Origin of the sequence: Pseudomonas entomophila, from assembly GCF_023277925.1 — a bacterium.
GTDB classification, from domain to species: domain Bacteria; phylum Pseudomonadota; class Gammaproteobacteria; order Pseudomonadales; family Pseudomonadaceae; genus Aquipseudomonas; species Aquipseudomonas entomophila_D.
Window position 1 is genome coordinate 2,737,667 of record NZ_CP063832.1, and the last position, 20,240, is coordinate 2,757,906.

General features: G+C 64.6%; 18 protein-coding genes and 1 pseudogene. 9 read left to right on the forward strand and 10 right to left on the reverse strand.

What is annotated here, in order from left to right; translation table 11 throughout:
• Nucleotides 1-20: 20 nt before the first annotated feature.
• From IM733_RS11880 to IM733_RS11890, 3 genes are all read left to right on the forward strand, one after another.
• The gene (locus tag IM733_RS11880) at nt 21-1,394 is read left to right on the forward strand and encodes a TolC family outer membrane protein (protein WP_248920990.1); all 1,374 of its coding nucleotides are present in this window, start codon (nt 21-23) and stop codon (nt 1,392-1,394) included.
• A gap of 63 nt (nt 1,395-1,457) precedes the next feature.
• A complete protein-coding gene (locus IM733_RS11885) occupies nt 1,458-3,593 on the forward strand; it encodes a type I secretion system permease/ATPase (RefSeq protein WP_248921164.1) in 2,136 nt (711 codons plus the stop codon).
• A 46-nt stretch (nt 3,594-3,639) separates the two neighbouring features.
• Nucleotides 3,640-4,995 carry an HlyD family type I secretion periplasmic adaptor subunit gene (locus tag IM733_RS11890; protein ID WP_248920991.1) on the forward strand — a complete coding sequence of 452 codons (1,356 nt, stop codon included), beginning with the start codon at nt 3,640-3,642 and terminating at the stop codon, nt 4,993-4,995.
• 136 nt (nt 4,996-5,131) lie between these two features.
• On the opposite strand, the gene IM733_RS11895 is transcribed toward IM733_RS11890, so the two are convergent.
• The 4 genes and pseudogenes from IM733_RS11895 to IM733_RS11905 form a co-directional block, all read right to left on the reverse strand.
• Nucleotides 5,132-5,731: a tRNA-uridine aminocarboxypropyltransferase gene (locus IM733_RS11895; RefSeq protein WP_248920992.1), complete on the reverse strand. Its 600-nt coding sequence runs from the start codon at nt 5,729-5,731 to the stop codon at nt 5,132-5,134.
• A 136-nt stretch (nt 5,732-5,867) separates the two neighbouring features.
• Entirely contained in the window at nt 5,868-6,896 is a 1,029-nt protein-coding gene (locus tag IM733_RS11900) for a methyl-accepting chemotaxis protein (protein ID WP_430624185.1), read from the reverse strand.
• A 234-nt stretch (nt 6,897-7,130) separates the two neighbouring features.
• Nucleotides 7,131-7,475 (reverse strand): annotated as a pseudogene (locus IM733_RS25735) (PAS domain-containing protein); the annotation flags it as partial.
• A gap of 98 nt (nt 7,476-7,573) precedes the next feature.
• Entirely contained in the window at nt 7,574-8,467 is an 894-nt protein-coding gene (locus IM733_RS11905) for a LysR family transcriptional regulator (protein ID WP_213657813.1), read from the reverse strand.
• Between the two features lie 226 nt (nt 8,468-8,693).
• Between IM733_RS11905 and speB the strand changes: the two genes are divergently transcribed.
• Nucleotides 8,694-9,644, forward strand: coding sequence for an agmatinase (speB, locus tag IM733_RS11910; RefSeq protein WP_248920994.1), 951 nt, complete (start codon nt 8,694-8,696; stop codon nt 9,642-9,644).
• Between the two features lie 249 nt (nt 9,645-9,893).
• Complete coding sequence (locus tag IM733_RS11915) at nt 9,894-11,273, forward strand: sodium:solute symporter (RefSeq protein WP_248920995.1); 1,380 nt, start codon at nt 9,894-9,896, stop codon at nt 11,271-11,273.
• Nucleotides 11,274-11,352: 79 nt separating this feature from the next.
• On the opposite strand, the gene IM733_RS25555 is transcribed toward IM733_RS11915, so the two are convergent.
• Both IM733_RS25555 and ptrR read right to left on the reverse strand, forming a co-directional pair.
• Nucleotides 11,353-11,481: a PA1414 family protein gene (locus IM733_RS25555; RefSeq protein ID WP_256660254.1), complete on the reverse strand. Its 129-nt coding sequence runs from the start codon at nt 11,479-11,481 to the stop codon at nt 11,353-11,355.
• A 124-nt stretch (nt 11,482-11,605) separates the two neighbouring features.
• Nucleotides 11,606-12,499, reverse strand: a complete 894-nt coding sequence (gene ptrR, locus IM733_RS11920; protein WP_248920996.1) for a putrescine utilization regulator PtrR — start codon at nt 12,497-12,499, stop codon at nt 11,606-11,608.
• A gap of 106 nt (nt 12,500-12,605) precedes the next feature.
• Here ptrR and IM733_RS11925 point away from each other — a divergent pair, with 106 nt between their 5' ends.
• Nucleotides 12,606-13,769 carry an MFS transporter gene (locus IM733_RS11925; protein ID WP_248920997.1) on the forward strand — a complete coding sequence of 388 codons (1,164 nt, stop codon included), beginning with the start codon at nt 12,606-12,608 and terminating at the stop codon, nt 13,767-13,769.
• A 78-nt stretch (nt 13,770-13,847) separates the two neighbouring features.
• Here IM733_RS11925 and IM733_RS11930 read toward each other — a convergent pair whose 3' ends face one another.
• A complete protein-coding gene (locus IM733_RS11930; RefSeq protein WP_248920998.1) occupies nt 13,848-14,774 on the reverse strand; it encodes a DMT family transporter in 927 nt (308 codons plus the stop codon).
• A 190-nt stretch (nt 14,775-14,964) separates the two neighbouring features.
• Here IM733_RS11930 and IM733_RS11935 point away from each other — a divergent pair, with 190 nt between their 5' ends.
• Entirely contained in the window at nt 14,965-15,234 is a 270-nt protein-coding gene (locus IM733_RS11935; RefSeq protein ID WP_248920999.1) for a hypothetical protein, read from the forward strand.
• 2 nt (nt 15,235-15,236) lie between these two features.
• Here the strand turns inward: IM733_RS11935 and IM733_RS11940 are convergent, their stop codons facing one another.
• The 3 genes from IM733_RS11940 to IM733_RS11950 form a co-directional block, all read right to left on the reverse strand.
• Complete coding sequence (locus IM733_RS11940) at nt 15,237-15,467, reverse strand: BrnA antitoxin family protein (RefSeq protein ID WP_248921000.1); 231 nt, start codon at nt 15,465-15,467, stop codon at nt 15,237-15,239.
• A complete protein-coding gene (locus IM733_RS11945) occupies nt 15,442-15,723 on the reverse strand; it encodes a BrnT family toxin (RefSeq protein WP_248921001.1) in 282 nt (93 codons plus the stop codon). The genes IM733_RS11940 and IM733_RS11945 overlap by 26 nt, the downstream gene beginning before the upstream one ends.
• A 186-nt stretch (nt 15,724-15,909) precedes the next feature.
• Nucleotides 15,910-17,235, reverse strand: a complete 1,326-nt coding sequence (locus IM733_RS11950; protein ID WP_430624186.1) for a DEAD/DEAH box helicase — start codon at nt 17,233-17,235, stop codon at nt 15,910-15,912.
• Nucleotides 17,236-17,378: 143 nt separating this feature from the next.
• Here IM733_RS11950 and IM733_RS11955 point away from each other — a divergent pair, with 143 nt between their 5' ends.
• Complete coding sequence (locus IM733_RS11955) at nt 17,379-18,671, forward strand: mechanosensitive ion channel family protein (protein WP_248921002.1); 1,293 nt, start codon at nt 17,379-17,381, stop codon at nt 18,669-18,671.
• 324 nt (nt 18,672-18,995) lie between these two features.
• Complete coding sequence (locus tag IM733_RS11960) at nt 18,996-20,213, forward strand: MFS transporter (RefSeq protein ID WP_248921003.1); 1,218 nt, start codon at nt 18,996-18,998, stop codon at nt 20,211-20,213.
• The last annotated feature ends 27 nt before the right edge of the window (nt 20,214-20,240 follow it).

Here is a 20,240-nt window from a genome sequence, read left to right on the forward strand (position 1 = left end):
AGACCAGGGAGAAGTACCCCATGCGCGTTTTTACCCCCATCACCAGTGCGATTTTGTTGGCCATGGCGTGTGCCAACACTCAGGCGATGTCGATTACCGAGGCCGTCCAGAGCGCCGTGGACCAGCATCCTGAAATCAGTGCCAGCCGCAACAGCCGGCTGTCCGCCGACGAGGATGTGAAATTTGCCCGCGGGGGGTACTACCCGACCGTCGACCTGGTGGCTGGGTATGGCCGGCAGCGTTCGGACAACACCAACACCCGAGGTTTCAATGCCGACGGCACGCGCAACCACAATAAAGAGACACTCAGCTACACCCAGTCCGAACTGCGCCTGCGGCAGATGCTGTTCGACGGCTTCAACACCGCCAACGAAGTCGGCCGCACCGAGGCGGTCGCCACCTCGCGCGCCTACTACACCCAGGCCACCGCCGAGACCGTGGCGCTGCGCGCCATCGAGGTCTACCTCGAAGTGCTCAAGCGCCGCGAACTGGTGACCCTGGCCAAGAACAACCTGCAGGCGCACCTGCGGGTCAATGACCAGATCGGCCTGCGCAGCGAGCGCGGCGTGGGCAGCACCGCCGACCTCGACCAGTCCCGCGCCCGTCGCGCCCTGGCCGAGAACAACCTGGACACCGCCGAGGTCGACCTGGCCGACGCCGAAGCCAACTTTTTCAGTGTGATCGGGCGCATGCCCGACGAGCTCGAAGCGCCAGCCACCATCAAGGGGGAAGTGCCGACCGACCTGCAGGGCGCTCGCCAGGGCATGCTGGAGAACAACCCCTACCTCAAGTCGGCCCAGGCCGATGTGCAGTCGGCCGAGCAGCAATACGAAGTGGCCAAGTCGCCTTTCTACCCGCGCCTGGACGCAGTGCTGGCCACCGGCGCCAACAACAACATCGGCGGCCAGAAGGGCCACGACAACAACGACTGGCAGGCCGGCGTCGAGCTCAGCTACAACCTGTTCCGCGGCGGCAGCGACAAGGCTCGCCTGCAATCCGACGCACACAAGATCAACCAGGCCATGGACATCCGCAACAACGCCCTGCGCGAGCTGAACGAGAACCTCAGCCTGGCCTGGAACGCCATGAACAACGCCCGCAAGCAACTGCCGAGCGCCCGCGAATACGCCGAGACCACCCAACGCGTGCGCGCCGCCTACCAGGACCAGTTCGGCCTGGGCCAGCGCACCCTGCTCGATGTGCTCGACAGCGAGAACGAGCTGTACAACGCCAACCGGCGCTACACCGAAGTGCGCTACACCGAAGAGTTCTCCATGTACCGCCTGCTGGCCAACATGGGTGAGCTGCTGAGCAAGCAGCGCATCTCGTTGCCGCCGGAAGCCATTGCCAAGACCGAGGTGCGCAACGAGGCGAGGTTGCCCGACATGCGTTGAGGTCCGACGCACCAGGCTGCCCGCAAGCGTCCAACGCGACAGGAGTAGGCCATCGTGACCAGTATGCAAAGCGCGCAACCGCGCCTGGATGTGGATGATCCGTTGCTCGATGGCCTGCTGATCCTGTGCAAGCTGCACGGCTGCCCCGCCAGCCGTGCCAGCCTGTGCAGCGGCCTGCCGCTGGCCGAGCAGCGCCTGGGCCTGGCCCTGCTGCCGCGTGCCGCCGCCAAGGCCGGGTTGCAGGCACGGGTGCTGCGGCGCGAGCTGGGCGACATCTCGGCGCTCAACCTGCCGGTCCTGCTGATGCTCAACGACGGTCGCAGTGCGGTGCTGCAACGTTGGGGCGACAACGGCCGCGCGCTGCTATTGCCCTGCGAGGCCGAAGGCGGCGAGCAGTGGGTCGAGCGCGAGGCGCTGGCCGAGGCCTACAGCGGCCAGGCCTTGTTTGCCCGCCCCCGCCACTCTCTGGAGGAGGTACGCGCCCCACTGCTGCCCCGGGTCAACGCCTGGTTCCGCGACACCCTGCGCCACTCCCGCTGGCTGTATGGCGATGCCCTGCTGGCCAGCCTGCTGATCAACCTGCTGGGCTTGATGGTGCCCCTGTTCGTGATGCAGACCTACGACCGTGTGGTGCCCAACCAGGCACTGTCGACCCTGTGGGTGCTGGTCGCCGGCCTGTTCATCGGTACTGCCTTCGAACTGGTGCTGCGCATGGTGCGTGCCCACCTGCTCGACCAGGCCGGCAAGAAGACCGACCTGATCCTTTCCGCCACCCTGTTCGAACGCATCACCGGCATGAGCATGAAGGCCCGCCCCGCCACCATCGGTGGCTTCGCGCAAAGCATCCATGACTTCCAGGGCCTGCGCGAATTCCTCACGGCGGTCACCCTGACCAGCATCATCGACCTGCCCTTCGTCGCCCTGATGCTGCTGGTGATCGGCCTGCTCGGCGGCTGGCTGGTGGTGATCCCGTTGATCGCCTTCCCGGTGGCCGTGGGCCTGGCGCTGTTCATCCAGGTGCGCCTACGCGACACCGTACAGAAGAGCCTGAGCCTGGGCGCCGTGCGCCAGGCCCTGCTGATCGAGACCCTGGGTGGCCTGGAAACCCTCAAGGCCTGCGGTGCCGAAAGCGAGCGCCAGTACCAGTGGGAGCACACCAACGGCGCCATTGCCCGCCTCGACGCCCACGCCCGCAACTTGTCTGCGCTGGCCAGCAACGGCACGCTGTTCATCCAGCAGTTCTGCGGCATGGCCACCATCGTCGCCGGGGTGTACAGCATCATCGCCGGCAACCTGAGTGTCGGCGCCCTGGTGGCCAGCTACATGCTCGGCAGCCGCGTGCTCGCCCCGCTGGGGCAGATCGCCGGGCTGATTACCCGCTACCAGCAGGCGCAACTGACCATGCGCAGCACCGACGCGCTGATGAGCCTGCCCCAGGAACGCCAGGCCGAGCACCAGGCGCTGGAGCACACGACGTTGCAGGGCGGTGTGAGCATCAGCCACGCCACCTTCCGCTATGCCGGGCAGGCCGCCCCGGCACTCAATGACGTCAACTGCGTGCTCAAGCCTGGCGAGCGCATCGGCATCATCGGCCGCAGCGGCTCGGGCAAGAGCACCCTGGCGCGGCTGCTGATGGGGTTCCATCACCCCGACGAAGGCCAGGTGCTGCTGGACAACCTCGACCTGCGTCAGCTGGACATCGCCGACCTGCGCAACCAGCTAGGCTACGTGGCCCACGACCTGCCGCTGCTGGCCGGTAGCCTGCGTGACAACCTCACCCTTGGCGCGCGCCATGTCAGCGATGCGCGCATGCTCGAGGTGGCGGAACTGACCGGCGTCAGCGAACTGGCCCGCCAGCACCCGCAAGGTTTCGACCGCCCGGTGGGCGAGCGCGGCCAGCTGCTTTCCGGCGGCCAGCGCCAGGCTGTGCTGCTGGCCCGGGCGCTGCTGCTGGAGCCGCCGATCCTGATCCTCGACGAACCCACCAGCCACATGGACAACAGCAGCGAAGAACAACTGCGCCAGCGCCTGCTGGCCTGGGTGCCCGGCAAGACCCTGCTGCTGGTCACCCACCGCACCTCGATGCTCAGCCTGGTGGATCGGCTGCTGGTGCTGGACAACGGCAAGATCGTGGCCGACGGGCCGAAGGACGCGGTGATCGATGCGTTGCGCAAAGGCCGTATCGGCGCCGCGCTGTGACACGACAACCGCTCCTGCAGTGGGCCAATTTTCCTGGAGGTCAGACATGCCCATCAGCCACAGCATACGCAGCTACCTCCACGGCACCGACCCGCGCGCCGAACGCGACTACATGCCGGAACTGGCCGGCGCCACCCTGCAGGACTCACCGAGCCTGTCACGCCTGACCGTGTGGCTGACCGCGATCCTGCTGCTGGTGGCACTGGCCTGGGCCCACTTCGCGGTGCTCGACGAAGTCACCGTCGGCGAGGGCAAAGCCATCCCCTCCAGCAAGGTGCAGGTGATACAGAACCTCGAGGGCGGCATCGTCACCGAGATCTTCGTGCGCGAAGGGCAGATGGTGGACAAGGGTGCTACCTTGCTGCGCCTGGACGACACCCGTTTCAAGTCGAACAAGGGCGAAAGCGAAGCCGACCGCTACGCCCTCACGGCCCAGGTCGAGCGCCTGTCGGCGGAGTCCGAAGGCCGCCCCTTCACGCTGTCGGATGAGGTGCGTGCCAAGGCCCCGCAAGTGGCCGAGGACGAAGCCGCCCTGTATGACTCGCGCCAGCGCCGCCTGGCCAGTGAGAAACAGACCCTCAACGAGCAACTGCGGCAGAAGACCCAGGAACTCGCCGAGTTCCGCTCCAAGGTCGATCAGTACCGTTCTGCCTTGGGCCTGCTGCAGCAGGAGCTGGACATGTCCTCGCCGTTGGTGGGCAAGGGCGCCATCTCGCCGGTAGAGATCCTGCGCCTCAAGCAACGTACTGTCGAGGCCCGCGGCCAACTCAACGCTACCAGCCTGGCGATCCCCCGCGCCGAAGCCGCGGTGGCGGAGATCAGGAGCAAGATCCAGGAAGCCGACGCGGGCTTTCGCTCCGATGCCGCCAAGGAACTCAATGACAAACGCACGGAACTTTCGAAGATCACCGCCACCAGCATCGCCATCGACGACCGGGTCAACCGCACCACCGTGGTGTCGCCAGTGCGCGGCATCGTCAAGCTGCTCAAGGTCAATACCATCGGCGGCGTGGTGCAGCCCGGCAGCGACCTGGTGGAGATCGTGCCGATCGAGGACAACCTGTTGATCGAGGCCAAGGTGCGGCCGCAGGACGTGGCATTTCTCCACCCTGGGCAGACGGCGATGGTCAAGTTCAGCGCCTATGACTACACCATCTATGGCGGGCTGAAGGCCAAGCTGGAACTGATCGGCGCCGACACGGTGACCGATGACAAGGGCAATGCGTTCTACCTGATCCAGGTGCGCACCGAGAAAAACCATCTGGGTGGGGATAACAAGCCGCTGCTGATCATCCCGGGGATGGTGGCCACGGTGGATATCATCACCGGCCAGAAGAGCGTGCTGGATTACCTGTTGAAGCCGGTGTTGAAGGCCCGGACGGAGGCGCTGCGCGAGCGGTAGTTTCCCCGTCATAGCCGGAATTCCTGTAGGAGCGGCTTCAGCCGCGATGCCGGCGACGCGGTGCCTGGCACCCGCTTCGCGGGTGATCGCGGCTAAAGCTCCTACAGAGATCTACCCAAAACAATGCGTCATTAGCTCAGCCCTGCCCATGATTCCGTTGAAACGTCTCGGCCCCCATGGCTTCGATCTGCCCCTCGATCAACGCCTCGAATGGGCGCAGCAAGGCATCGAAACCCGTCGGCGACTCCAGCACGTTCAACGCCTGCACCACCGCCTCCAGCGTCGACAGGGCGCCCGGCTCCGGCGCCTTGCGCAGCCGGTAGCGCGATGGCCGGACATCGCCCAGCGTCACCCGTGGCAGCGCCTCCAACAGCGGGTTCAGGTACAGCATCTTGCGCGCCTTGCGCCAGGTGCCATCGGGGACGATCAGCAGCAGCGGCAGGTTGTCATCGTGTCCATAAGCCTGCAGGGCGTCGGCACCCTCGCCAGGGAATAGCAGCGCTGGTCGGTAGCCCGGCGTGGCCAGCAGTGCTTCCAGGTCATCGAATACCTCGCCGATCCGCAGTTCGGCGTTGACCAGACCGAGGGCCGCCAGCCGTGCGGTATTCAGGGCGTGCGAGGTTTCGCTGGGGTGCTGCAAGACGATCACTCGGGTGCGGCTGTCGAGGCGTGGGATCAGCGGGCAGAGGCAATGGGCGAGCGGACGCAGGCAGCGGCCGCAGCGAGGTCTGGACATGGAGGGCTCCTTCGGGCGCGTAGTTTGCCACAGGGTTGCGGTGAAGCTGCAATCCTGGGGCTGCGGCGCAGCCCATCGCCGGCAAGCCGGCTCCTACACCAGGCCGGGCAGGAGCCGGCTTGCCGGCGAACAGGCCTCAACGATTGAACCGCTCCGCCAGGCTGTGCAGGTACTCTGCCATGCGCTCAAGGTCCTGGCTGATTTCGGCGCCCTGCTTGGCCTGCCCGGCACTCTCATCGCACAGGTGGGCGATACGCACGATCTGCTGGTTGATGTCCTCGGCCACATGGCTTTGCTGCTCTGATGCCGTGGCCATCTGCTGGCTCATGCCGGTGATGCGGCTGACCGCCTGGGCAATGCCGGCCAGCGCCTCTTGCACGGCCTCGACACTGTGCACACTGTCCTGGGAGATCTGCTGGCCTCGGCTGGCGCTGGCCACCGCGCGGTCGGCACCGGTGCGCAGGCTGGCGATGATGTGGTGGATCTCCTCGGTCGAGGTGCGGGTACGCTGGGCCAGCGAGCGCACCTCGTCGGCGACCACCGCGAAGCCCCGGCCCTGCTCGCCGGCCCGCGCCGCCTCGATGGCGGCGTTGAGCGCCAGCAGGTTGGTCTGCTCGGCGATTGAGGTGATGACATCCACCACGCCGCCGATCGACTGGGTCTGCTCGGCCAGCGCATTGACCGCCTGGCCGATATCACCGACCGCCTCGCGCATGCTGCCCATCGCCCGCAAGCTCTGCTCGGCCAGCTCGCTGCCCTGCTGGGCGAGGTGGTCGGCGTCGCTGGCGGCATGAGCCGTGCTCTGCACGTTGTGGGTGACCTGCTGGATGGTCGCGGCCATCTGCGCGATGGCCGTGGCCGACTGGTCGGTCTCGCTGCGCTGGCGGTCGAGCATCTGCGCCTGGGCGCCGGACAGGTCGGAAGACTGCGCGGCCCGCGACTTGACCCCGACGCCGGCGTCCACCAGGCGGGTCAACGCGGTTTGCAGGCGCGCCTCTTCGCTGATGATGGCCAGGTCGAGCTGGCCCTGTAGCCCAGGGTTGTCGCTGTAGGTCAGGGCCACCAGGGGGCTGGTGAAGGCCTTGGGGTGCTCTTCGAGCGTACGCCGGATGGCCTGGTTCTGCCGGTGCTCGACCAGGTACCAGGCCGCCAGCAGGCTGGCCATCAGCACCCCCAACGCCGCGTATGCAGGTAACCAGAGATAGGCGGCGGCCGACAACAGCCCTGCGCCGATCAACGGCCAGCCATGCCCGACGCCATGACCCAGACGCGCCACCCAGGGCACCGGAGAACGGCCGGCGCGCAAGCGCGCATAAAGACTTTCGGCGCGGCGGATCTGTTCACGGGTCGGCACCGAACGCACCGATTCGTAGCCACTGATGCGGCCATTCTCGTAGATCGCCGTGACATAGGCGCTGACCCAGTAGAAATCGCCGTTCTTGGCGCGGTTCTTGACCACGCCCATCCAGGGTTTGCCTTGCTTGATGGTGTCCCACATATGGCCGAAGACCGCCGGCGGCATGTCGGGATGGCGCACCAGGTTGTGTGGCTGGCCTACCAATTCGTCGTAGGTGAAACCGCTGATGGCCACGAATGCGTCGTTGCAGTAGGTGATGCGGCTGTTCAGGTCGGTGGTGGAAATCAGCCGCTGGTGTTGGGGGAAGGTTCGTTCGTGCTCGGTGACGGGCAAATTCATGCGCATCGTTGGCGGTCCCTTGCTTATCCAGATGAGTGGAAAATTCATCAAAGCAAGTAGAGGTTTAGCAGAAGGCCATCACGTCAGTGGTCAAGTTTTGTAGGAAATTTACTCGACCTGACGGGATGTGCTGAACGCGGCCTGGATCAGCCCACGTTGAGCTGGCTCTTGAGCAGGTCGCGGAACGTCTGAATCAAGGGCTCCCGGCTTCGGCCCCGACGGATGATCAAGGAGAACGGTGCCTGGTAACCGAAGGTGGCCGGCGACAATACGCGCAGATCACCCTTGTCGACCCAGGCCTGGGCATAGTGCTCGGGCAGGTAACCGATGTAGGCGCCGGAGAGAATCAGAATCAGCTGCGCTTCCATGCTCTCCACCGTCGCCGCGCTGTGCTTGAAGCCATGCCGGGCCAGTTCTGCCTGGCTCCAGTAACCACGCCCGACCATGCGCTGCTGGGTGATCACCGGTTCCGGAATGCGCCGCTCGGCGAACAGCGGGTGGCGGCTGCTGCAGTACAGCCAGTGCTGCTCACGGTACAGCGGCTGGTAGACCAGGCCGCTCATGCGCGAGGAAAAGGCGCCGATGGCCAGGTCCAGGCGGTTGTCCTGCACACCCAACTGCAACTCGTAGGGGCTGGAGACCGACAGGTGCAGGTGCACGGCCGGATGCTCCTGGCTGTAGGCGCCAATGGCTTCGGCCAATGGCAGGGCGCGATCACCCACGGTGGAGTCGATCACCCCGAGGTTAAGCGTGCCGCGCAGCTCACCCTTGAGCGCCGCCGCGTACTGTTCGAAGCCATCCAGCTCACCCAGCAGACGCAGGGTTTCCTGATGGAACAGCTCGCCCTTGCTGGTCAGGCTGAAGCCGCCCCGGCCGCGATGGCAAAGCACGATGCCCAGGGCGCTTTCCAGCTGGCTCATGTAGGTGCTGATGGCCGAGGTCGACAGGTTGAGGTCGCGCTGGGCGTTGGCGAACCCCTGGTGGCGCACCACGCTGGCGAAGATGCGCAGCAGTTTCAGGTCGGGCAACGATGAGGCCATGGGGCAACGGGTCCGCAGACTGGAAATGGCCAGAGTCTAACTCGCCTGCACGCCGATAGTTCAGAAAATCCTGAAGTAAGTTTTTGTCGGTAGCGATTCTTCCCGGGCACTACCTTGCGCAGACTGCGGCGAAATGTCCCTGTCCGCCGACATGACCCGATCATCCAGGCGCGCGGCGGCACAGGTTCGAACAAACAGAACAATCGACCGACTGATGAGGCCCACCGTGGACAAGATTCTCCACCAACCACTGGGCGGCAACGAAATGCCGCGTTTCGGCGGCATCGCCACCATGCTTCGCCTTCCCCACCTGCAAAGCGCCGAAGGCCTGGACGCCGCCTTCATCGGCGTGCCATTGGACATTGGCACCTCGCTGCGCTCGGGCACCCGCTTCGGCCCGCGGCAGATCCGCGCCGAGTCGGTGATGATCCGCCCGTACAACATGGCCACCGGCGCCGCCCCGTTCGACTCGCTGTCGGTGGCCGACATCGGTGACGTGGCGATCAACACCTTCAACCTGCTGGACGCCGTGCGCATCATCGAACAAGCCTACGACGAGATCGTCGAGCACAATGTCATCCCGCTGACCCTGGGTGGCGACCACACCATCACCCTGCCGATCCTGCGCGCCCTGCACAAGAAACACGGCAAGATCGGCCTGGTGCACATCGATGCCCACGCTGACGTCAACGACCACATGTTCGGCGAGAAGATCGCCCACGGCACCACCTTCCGCCGCGCGGTGGAGGAAGGCCTGCTCGATTGCGACCGCGTGGTGCAAATCGGCCTGCGCGCCCAGGGCTATACCGCCGACGACTTCAACTGGAGCCGCCGTCAGGGCTTTCGCGTAGTGCAGGCCGAAGAGTGCTGGCACAAGTCGCTGGAACCGCTGATGGCCGAAGTGCGTGAAAAGGTCGGTGGCGGCCCGGTGTACCTGTCGTTCGACATCGACGGCATCGACCCGGCCTGGGCGCCTGGCACCGGCACCCCGGAGATCGGCGGCTTGACCACCATCCAGGCGATGGAGATCATCCGCGGTTGTCACGGCCTGGACCTGATCGGCTGTGACCTGGTCGAAGTCTCCCCCCCCTACGACACTACCGGCAACACCTCGCTGCTGGGTGCCAACCTGTTGTTCGAAATGCTCTGCGTGCTGCCGGGCGTGGTACGTCGCTAATGCGGGCCGCTCCCTTGTAGGAGCGGCTTCAGCCGCGATCACCCGCGCAGCGGGTGCCCAGATACGGCGGTGCTTGCTTCGCGGCTGAAGCCGCTCACAGGGTAGTGATAGACGCCCTGAAAGTTTGACCCCGGCAGGAGCCATTCGGGAGGGCCATAGAGGCCCGCCAACACACGACAGGACCGCCGGGCGCCCTACACCGTCCGGACGGCCGATCTCGCCATAATAAAGATAATCGGGAGACCCCCAATGGCCTTGGACATCATCGTTGTACTGATCTATGCCGTCGGCATGCTCGGGCTTGGCTGGTACGGCATGCGGCGGGCGAAGACCCACGAAGACTACTTGGTGGCCGGGCGCAACCTCGGCCCGACCCTGTACATGGGCACCATGGCCACCACCGTGCTCGGCGGCGCCTCCACGGTCGGTACCGTGCGCCTGGGCTATGTCCACGGCATCTCCGGCTTCTGGCTGTGCGCCGCGCTGGGCCTGGGGATCATCGCCCTCAACCTGTTCCTCGCCAAACCCCTGCTACGCCTGAAGATCTTTACCGTGACGCAAGTGCTGGAGCGCCGCTACAACCCGATGGCACGCCAGGCCAGCGCGGCGATCATGCTCGCCTACGCACTGATGATCGGCGTCACCTCGACCCTGGCCATGGGTACCGTGCTGCAAGTGCTGCTCGACGTGCCGTTCTGGATGGCGCTGCTATTCGGCGGCGGCGTGGTGGTGGTGTACTCGACCATCGGCGGCATGTGGTCGCTGACCCTGACCGATATCGTCCAGTTCATCATCAAGACCGTGGGCCTGATGTTCATCCTGCTGCCGGTGTGCCTGTACAAGGCCGGTGGCTGGGACACCCTGGTGGCCAAGCTGCCGGCGGCCAGCTTCAGCTGGACCACCATCGGCTGGGACACCATCATCACCTACTTCCTGATCTACTTCTTCGGCATCCTGATCGGCCAGGACATCTGGCAGCGGGTGTTCACCGCCCGTGACGAGAAAGTCTGCCAGCGCGCCGGCACCACCGCCGGGATCTACTGCGTGCTGTACGGCCTGGCCTGCGCCATGATCGGCATGGCCGCCCATGTGCTGATGCCGGACCTGGCCAACCCGAACAACGCCTTCGCCGAGATGATCAAGGGCCAGTTGCCTGAAGGTATCCGTGGCCTGCTGATGGCCGCCGCCCTGGCCGCGATGATGTCCACTGCCAGCGCCGGCCTGCTGGCCGCCTCGACCACCCTGACCGAAGACCTGTTGCCCAAACTGCGCGGCGGCAAGCAGTCGAGCCTGGGCATCAACCGCCTGTTCACCCTGCTCACCGGCTTGGTGGTGCTGGGTATCGCCCTGGCGGTGAACGATGTGATCAGTGCCCTGACCCTGGCCTACAACCTGCTGGTTGGCGGCATGTTGATCCCGCTGATGGGGGCGATCTTCTGGAAGCGCGCTACCACCGCCGGCGCCATCGCCAGCATGTCGCTGGGCTTCGCCACCGCGCTGTTCTTCATGTTCAAGGATGGCCTGGACGCCAACTCGCCGATCTACTACAGCCTGGTCGTCGGCCTGGTGAGCTTCGTGGTGGTCAGCCTGGCCTCGCGCAAGCCGGTGACGGCAGTCAACCTCGCCTGACATGTTCGCCGGTTTGCCGGCGAAGCAGAAACGCAAAAGGCCGCCGCATCGTGCAGATGCGGCGGCCTTTTGCCTGGTTTCAGCGGCGACGCGGCTGGCGCTTGCGCTGTTCTTCGTCGGTTGGAATCGGCACCGGCTGCAGCGGTGGCGGGAGCAAGCCCAGGGCGACGGCGAGGTCGTGGAGCCAGTTGTACATGCGTTGGTTCATAATGCCCCCTTGACGGGTCAGCCTCACGGTCAATCGATTCTGCGATGCTTCATACAGATCATAGACCTATGTCCTGTACTGCGCATGCCTACGATCTTACAGATATGGGCGATTTTGACCCGAATCAAGCGGACGCCGCAGCATCCGACGGCCGGTCAATCGTTTCGCATTGTTGCAAATCGATCCACGCCTGCAGATTTGCACCGCGCATGCCCTGGCGCCACATCAACCAGGTCACGGCGTGATCGAAGGGTGCCTGCAATTGGTGCGTGCGCACCCGGTCACGCCCGGGCAGGCTGTCGAGCATCGATTGCGCCATCAGCGCCACGCCCGCCCCAGCGATAACACACGCCAGCATGCTCTGGTACGACTCGATTTCCATCACCCGGCCCATGGGCGTGTGGGCATGGGCGTACCAGGCCTCCAGCCGCATGCGGTACGAGCAGCCCTGGCGGAAGGTGAATACCGCCTTGCCGGCGACATCCTTGGCAGTGTGCACTGGCGGATGCTCGGGGCTGGTGATCAGCACCAGCGTCTCGTCGCACAGCGGTATGCCATCCAAACCCGCCAGGTTGAGCGGCCCGTCCACCAGCGCCGCGTCCAGCCGGTGGCTCAGCACACCTTCCAGCAGCTCGCCGCTGGGCGCCGCCTGGACTTGCAGGTTCACCTGCGGATAAGCCTGGTGGTAGCGCGCCAGTAGCGCTGGCAGGTGGATAGCCGCCGTGCTGTACATGGTGCCGAGCACGAAGTCCCCCGCCGGTTGACCACCTTGCACTGCCGCCATCGCCTCGTCGCGCAAGTTGGCCAGGCGGTTGGCGTAGTCCAGCAGCACCTTGCCGGCCGGCGACAGCTGCAAGCGCTGACGTTCGCGCAGGAACAACTCCACCCCCAGTTGCTCTTCGAGCTGGCGCAGGCGCGTGGACAGGTTCGACGGCACCCGGTGCAGGCGTTCGGCGGCGCGGGTAACCGAACCCTCCTCGGCCACAGCCTGGAAGATGCGCAGTTGACTGAACTCCATGACCTTCTCCAAAACAGAACAACTTGATCATCATTATTCAATTTTATTGAAAGTCAATGCGCCCTACCCTGCCATCCATCGCATCCCTTCGTGCAGGAGACTTTCCATGTCGCCCCTCGTGCAACTGCTGGCCAGCGCCGTGGCGCTGATGATGGCCATGGGCATCGGCCGCTTCGCCCTCACCCCGCAACTGCCCCGGCTGATCGCCGAAGGCCAGTTCGACCTGACGGCCGGTGGCCTGATCGCCGCAGCCAACTACCTGGGCTACTTCCTCGGCGCAGTGGATGGCATGTTCGCCCGCCAACCGGCCCAGGTGCGCCTGCGCCTGCACGGTGGCCTGTGGCTGTGCGTACTGCTGACCCTGGCCTCCTGGGCCGCCGATGGTTTCTGGAGTCACCTGCTGTTGCGCTTCGGCACGGGAGTGGCCAGTGCCTGGGTACTGGTGATGATTGCCAGCCTCAGCCAGCAGTTGGCCAGCGCCCATGGCCAGCAGCGCCTCGGTGCCCTGGTGTTCGCCGGGCCGGGCGTGGGTATCGCACTGACGGGCGTCCTGGCCTTGGCTGCGCACCTGCTCGGGCTTAACTCGGCGGCCCTGTGGCTGGTATATGGCGTTGCCGCGCTGGTGATGCTGTTGGCGGTGCTGCCGTGGCTGCCAAAGGCAATGGAGCCCACCGCCGCTGTCACCGTCGACAGTGGTCAGCGGCGCATCACCGGCATCGGGCGCCTGGGCCTGGTCTATGCGCTCTACGGGATTGGCTACATCCTGCCGGCCACCTTCCTGTCGCAAATGGCCAGTCAGCAGTATCACGGGCAATGGCTGGCCGAGCTGTTCTGGCCAGCGTTCGGGTTGGCATCGGCGCTGGGGGTACTGTTGGTCAGCCTGCGTCGCCCGGGGCGGACTTCAGGCTGGTTGACGGCAACCCTGTGGTTGCAAGGATTGGGCGTACTTGCCTGCCTGCTGGGTGGCGGTGTCGGCCTGGCATTGGGGGTACTGCTGTGCGGTGGGCCATTCCTGGCTTGCATGCAGTTGGTGATGCAGCGCTCGCGGGAATTGGCACCTCATGCCACGCAACGCAATGCCGGGTTGCTGACTGCGTGCTTTGCCCTGGGGCAGTTGAGCGGGCCGTTGCTGGCGGCGGTGAGCAGCCATTTCAGTGGGAGCTTGCAGCCAGCGCTGGTATTGTCGGCTGTGGGGTTGGGGCTGGCTGGCGTATTGGTGAATGGTGTGCGGCGTCCAGCTTCCTGCGCCAACCTGGGACAGGTGGGTTGAATGAACTGACGCATTCGCCGGCAAGCCGGCTCCTACAGAGTCCCGTAGGAGCCGGCTTGCCGGCGAACCGCCCGCCCGTTATCCCACGACCTTGCGCAGTTGCTGGCGTACCCAGGCTTCGGCGCTGACCATGATCACCCCAAGCAGTACCATCACCGCGCCGATCACGAAGTTCAGGCTTAACGGCTCATCGAGCAGCAGCACGCCGAAGGTCACGCCGAACAACGGTGTAATGAACGAGAATACCGCCAGGTTCGACGCCAGGTACTTGCGCAGCAACCAGAACCAGGTCAGGTAACTCACAAAGGACACCACGATCCCCTGGAAAAGCACACTGCCCACCGCCAGCGGCGTCAGCGAGAAATCGGCGATCTGCCCGCTGATCAGGGCGATCAGCACCAACCCGACAAACCCCACCGCCAACTGATAGAACAAGGTCAAGGTCACCGGTGCCTCGGACAATCGCGAGCCACGCACCACCACCGTGGTCGCGCCCCAGGCCAACCCTGCCAAGATCGCCAGGCCATCACCCAGCAACATGCGGCCATCGAGCTGATCGAGGGAAATACCGCCAGCGAAGGCCAGGGCGATCCCGCCGAACGCCAGCAGGATGCCCAGCCACTGCAACAGCCGCAGCCGCTCGCTGGGCATCATGAAATGCAACCCGAGCGCTGTGAAGATCGGCGCGGTGTAGAGGAATACCGACATATGCGCCGCCGAGGTCAGCTTCAGCCCCTCGGCGATGAACAGGAACTCCAGGCCGAACAAGCCACCGGCCAGCAGCCCGGCGCGCCAGGTCGTGCCAACCTGCCCCCAGCCACCCTTGAAGCAGACCAGCAGCCCCACCAGCAAGGCGGCAATGCCATTGCGAAACGCCGCCTGCACCACCGGGGCGATATCCACGGCGGCGGACTTGATCAACACTTGCTGGCAGCCCCAGACCAGGCATAGCCCCAGCATGACCTGGAAGGCGAAGGCGTCGGGGTTCTTGCGGGCCGCTGTCATGGGCGCCCTCTCGTCTGGCTGGATATCATTGCAAGGCTCGGCTGTGAGAATGGATCCCGATTATTGAATGCACGAGCCAACGGATGCCAGGCCAATTTTCAACGCCAGCCATTTATATAGGGCCCGGCAGAATGAACTTCTTCCTCATTCAAGTTTTCAACCGAACAGCCACTCGCTGGAGGAAAACGCAATGAAATGGCTGTCATGCGTCGCATGCGCGACCTCGCTCCTCTGCTCCCTACAGGTCTGGGCCTGCACCCCGGAAGAGGCCACGCAGAAAAGGGAGGAACTCGCCGGGCTGGTGAGTCAACTGACTGAACAGAACCCGCAGAAGGCCAAGGAAATCAATGACGAGCTCCAGGGTATGAAGCTCGATACGGCCAGCAAGGACCTGCCAGACAAGTGTCAGCTGATCGACAAGCGGATCCAGGAACTGAAAACCGCGAAAAGCAGGACCTGAGATCAGCGCCGCTGTTGCGCCAGCATGTACTGGCGCAGCAGCTGGTTGATGCGGGTCTGGTAGCCCGCGCCCTGCGCCTTGAACCAGGCCAGTACATCGGCATCCAGGCGCATCGTCACGGTCTGCTTGGCGGGCAGCCGCAGCTCGGCACGGCGGAAGAAGTCATCGTCGAGCTCGGGAATGTCCGAGGTATCGACAGGCATGTGGTCAGTACTTGCGGATGGTTTCGACATAGCGCGTTACCTCGCGTCGGGTGGCTCTTCGGGCGGAGATGATGCGGATCACATCCCCTTGCCTTGCGGTGTAGGCGACCACGCTGACCCATGCGTTGATCCAGCCCATGCTGATCCAGCGCGCCTCGTCGTAGTCGAATCGTTCGTCCCGCAATGCCAGCATCGGATGCCGGAACATCTCGGGCACATCATTAAAGTCGATACCGTGCTTGCGGATGTTGAGCAGGTTCTTCTCCTCGTCCCATTCAAACGCCATGGGACACCCTGTATTTACAGCTGTACATACGCTACCCCCTCCTGGCTGAACATGCCAGAGGAGTATCGGGGTCAGCCGACTAATTGCATGGGCTCGGGAGCAGTTTGGGAAATGAGCTACAGACACCTGGGGAAGGTGTGAATCAACCCGCCATCGTTGCGATGGCGGGCTTGCGGCAAGCGTGGCTTACTCGGCTGCTGGCTTGCGCTTTTTCAGCGGTGCCAGGCCGTCGGCGCTGGCCAACGGAGCTTTGGCCTTCGGCTTGGCGGCTGGCTTGCGCTTGGCGGCGGCTTTCTTGTCGGCGCCGGTCTTCTTCTCGACTTTTTTCTTCTTGCTGCCAGCGGCCTTGCCCGACGCCTTGACCTTTTTCGGGCCGCTGTAAGTACCCTTGACCTCCTTGATGACACGGCGCTCGAACTGCTGCTTGAGGTAGCGCTCGATGCTCGACATCAGGTTCCAGTCGTTGTGGGTGATCAGCGAGATCGCCAGGCCTTCGCCACCGGCGCGGCCGGTACGGCCGATGCGGTGCACGTACTCGTCACCGCTGCGCGGCATGTCGAAGTTGATCACCAGGTCCAGGCCATCGATGTCCAGGCCACGGGCAGCGACGTCGGTGGCCACCAGCACCTTGGAGCCGCCGTCCTTGAACCGGTCGATGGCCAGCTTGCGGTCCTTCTGGTCTTTCTCGCCGTGCAACACGAAGGCTTTGACTTCTTTCGCCACCAGGTGGCCGTAGATGCGATCGGCCAAGGCGCGGGTGTTGGTGAAGATGATCGCTTTCTGGTAGGTCTCGTTGGCCAGCAGCCACTGCACGATCTGCTCTTTATGCTGGTCGTGGTCGGCGGTGATGATTTGCTGGCGGGTGCCTTCGGCGAGCTGCGAGACGCTGTTGAGCATCAGGTGCTCAGGGTCTTTCAGCACCTTGCCGATGATGTCGCGCAGGGCCGCGCCGCCGGTGGTGGCGGAGAACAGCAGGGTCTGTTCGCGGTTCTCGCACTCCTTGCACAGGCGCTCCATGTCTTCGGCGAAGCCCATGTCGAGCATGCGGTCGGCCTCGTCGAGGATCAGCACCTTCACATGCGAAAGGTCGAGGTTGCCGGCGTTGAGCTGCTCCAGCAGGCGGCCCGGTGTGCCGATCAGCACGTCCGGCACCTTGCGCAGCATGGCGGCCTGTTCCTTGAAGTCTTCGCCGCCAGTCACCAGCCCGGACTTGATGTAGGTGAACTGGGAGAACAGTTGCACCTGCTTGAGGGTCTGCTGGGCCAGCTCGCGGGTAGGCAGCAGGATCAGCGCACGGATTTCCACGCGCGGGCCGCTCAGGTCGACCAGGCGGTTGAGCAGTGGCAGGACAAAGGCCGCCGTCTTGCCGCTGCCGGTCTGCGCCGTCACCCGCAGGTCACGCCCTTGCAACGCCAGGGGAATGGCCGCTGCCTGCACCGGCGTCGGCTCGACAAATTTCAGCTCGGCCACGGCTTTGAGCAGGCGTTCGTGCAGGGCGAATTGGGAAAACACGGCGTAACCTCGGGCAAGTGCGAAAAATTCAAGTTGCATAGGGTAACGTTTTCCTTCGTCGGAGCCGAACTTCTTTTGGTAACTTTGCCCCGATTGGCACTCTAACGCCCCTTCGTACCGCTATACAGACCGCTTTCGCACCCATGGACATCCAACGCATCTGGCATGACACCCTCGACCTCTGGGGGACCCTCGACCAACATCCACTGCTGCATGCCGCGCTCGGGCTGGGCGTGCTGCTGCTCGTCTCGCTGCTGGTCGGCCGCCTGGCCCGCTTCCTGGTCCTGCATGCCAGCCGCCTGCTGGCCCGCCAGCCCGCGCTTCGGTGGCTCGACGATCTGCGCCAGAACAAGGTGTTCCACCGCCTGGCCCAGACCACCCCCTCGCTGGTGATCCAGTTCGGCCTGAAGCTGGTGCCGGAGCTCTCCGACACCGCCCAGCACTTCCTGGGTAATTTCGCCCTGGCCTTCACCTTGCTGTTCATGACCCTGGCCCTGTCGTGCCTGCTCGATGCCCTGCTGGACATCTATGCCCGTACCGAACATGCCCGCACCCGCTCGATCAAGGGCTACGTGCAACTGGCCAAGATGATGCTGTGGATCTTCGCCGCGATCGTGATCGTCGCCACCCTCATCGACCGCTCGCCGCTGTTACTGTTGTCCGGCCTGGGCGCCATGTCGGCGGTGCTGCTGCTGGTATACAAGGATACATTGCTGTCGTTTGTCGCCAGCGTGCAGCTCACCAGCAACGACATGCTGCACGTGGGTGACTGGATCGAGATGCCCCAGGTCGGCGCCGACGGCGATGTGGTGGACATCACCTTGCACACGGTCAAGGTGCAGAACTTCGACAAGACCATCGTCTCCATCCCCACATGGCGCCTGATGAGCGAGTCGTTCCGCAACTACCGCGGCATGCAGCAGTCGGGCGGGCGGCGCATCAAGCGCAGCCTGTTCATCGACGCCGCCGGGGTGCGCTTCCTCACACAAGAAGAAGAACACCGTCTTAGTCAGGTTCGCCTGCTCGGCGACTACCTGGCGCAGAAACGCCAGGAGCTGCACAGCTGGAACGAGGCCCTGGGCCCGGTGGCGGAGCTGGCCGCCAACCGCCGCAAGCTGACCAACATCGGTACCTTCCGCGCCTTCGCCCTGGCCTACCTGAAGAACCACCCCAACGTACACCCGGACATGACCTGCATGGTCCGCCAGATGCAGACCACCGCCGAAGGCGTGCCGCTGGAGATCTACTGCTTCACCACCACCACGGCATGGGCCGAGTACGAGCGCATCCAGGGCGATATCTTCGACTACCTGCTGGCGGTGCTGCCGGAGTTCGGGCTGAGCCTGTACCAACAACCCAGCGGCAACGACATGCGCATCGGATTGGCTGGCAGGTATCAACTGGAGCAGGAGCCCCACGCGTACAGCAACGTCTGACACAACGGTGTTGACGGCACTGGCCCATTCGCCGGCAAGGCCGGCTCCTACAGGTACCGCGTTGAATCCAAATTTCACAACCGCCCCATAGGAGCCGGCCTTGCCGGCGAACACCAACTCACATACCCCAAAAAAATTTCGCTGGGCTCACTGCAAAGCAGCCATTAGAAACAAATAGTTACAACTATTTCAGAATTATTAAACGCCAGCCTTCGGCAAATACGAATACCCACCCCGCCGCGCATCTCCTACCCTGCAGCCAGCACACCGAACCGCACCCTGCGGCTTTCGGCCAGGTATCGACACAAGGACTGCGAGCAAGCGATGCGCCAAGACATCTCCCTGGAAAAACTCGACGAGCCGGATGGCGCCGACCACACCACACGCCGCAAGGCGCTGGCCGCAGGCAGCCTCGCCCACGGCGTGCACGACGGCCTGACCGATGTGATCTACGTGCTGCTGCCCATCTGGCAGGCGGCCTTTGGTCTCAGCTACGCCCAGGTCGGCCTGCTGCGCGGCGCTTATGCCGGGATGATGGCCGGTTTTCAGTTACTGGCCAGCCGCGGCGCGCGTCGCTGGGGACGACAAGCCCTGCTGGTCAGGGGCACCGCCCTGGCCGGTTTCGCCTACTTGCTGGCCGCGCAGGCCACCGACATCACCCTGCTGCTGCTGGCCTTGATGATCGGCGGCCTGGGTGCCAGCACCCAACACCCCCTGGCCTCGGCCCTGGTCTCGGATGCCTATGACGGCAGCGGCCGGGTCAAGCAGGCCCTGGCCCAGTACAACTTCGCCGGCGACATCGGCAAGGCCATCATTCCGGGGCTCACCGGTCTGGCGCTGGTGTACATCTCATGGCAGGCCAATGCCACCCTGCTGGGGGCGCTCGGCATCGCCGCCGCTTTCGCCCTCTGGCTGCTGATGCCCAGCACCCAGGCCCACGACAAGGCCAGCAAGAAGGCCGGCAGCACCGACCAGGCCGGCAGCACGTCGGGCCTGATGGCGCTGATCGCCACCGGCACCCTCGACAGCGGCGTGCGCATGGGCTTCCTCACGTTCCTGCCGTTCCTGCTGCAAAGCAAGGGCGCCAGCACCGAGCACATCGGCCTGGCGCTGTCCCTGCTGTTCATCGGCGGTGCCTTCGGCAAGCTGTTCTGCGGCTACCTCGGCGCACGCCTGGGGCCGGTGCGCACGGTGATCTGCACCGAACTGCTCACCGCCCTGTTGATCCTGCTGGCGCTGGTACTGCCCTACGGCGCGCTGATGCTGGTCATGCCGCTGATTGGCGTGGCCCTGAACGGCACCTCGTCGGTACTTGGCGGCCTGGTGCCGGACTTCGCCCCCCGCGACCGCCGCGATCGGGTGTTCGCCTGGTTCTATACCGGCACCGTCGGTGGCGGCGCCCTGGCGCCGGTGCTGATCGGCGCAATCTCCGACCAGGCGGGGGTGAATGAGGGGCTGGTAGTGCTGGCCTGCGTGCTACTGCTGACCCTGCCCCTGTGCCTGGTCACCTACAACGGCATGAAAGGCCTGACCCGACGCTGAGCTGGATGCCTGCGGATCGCCAACAAC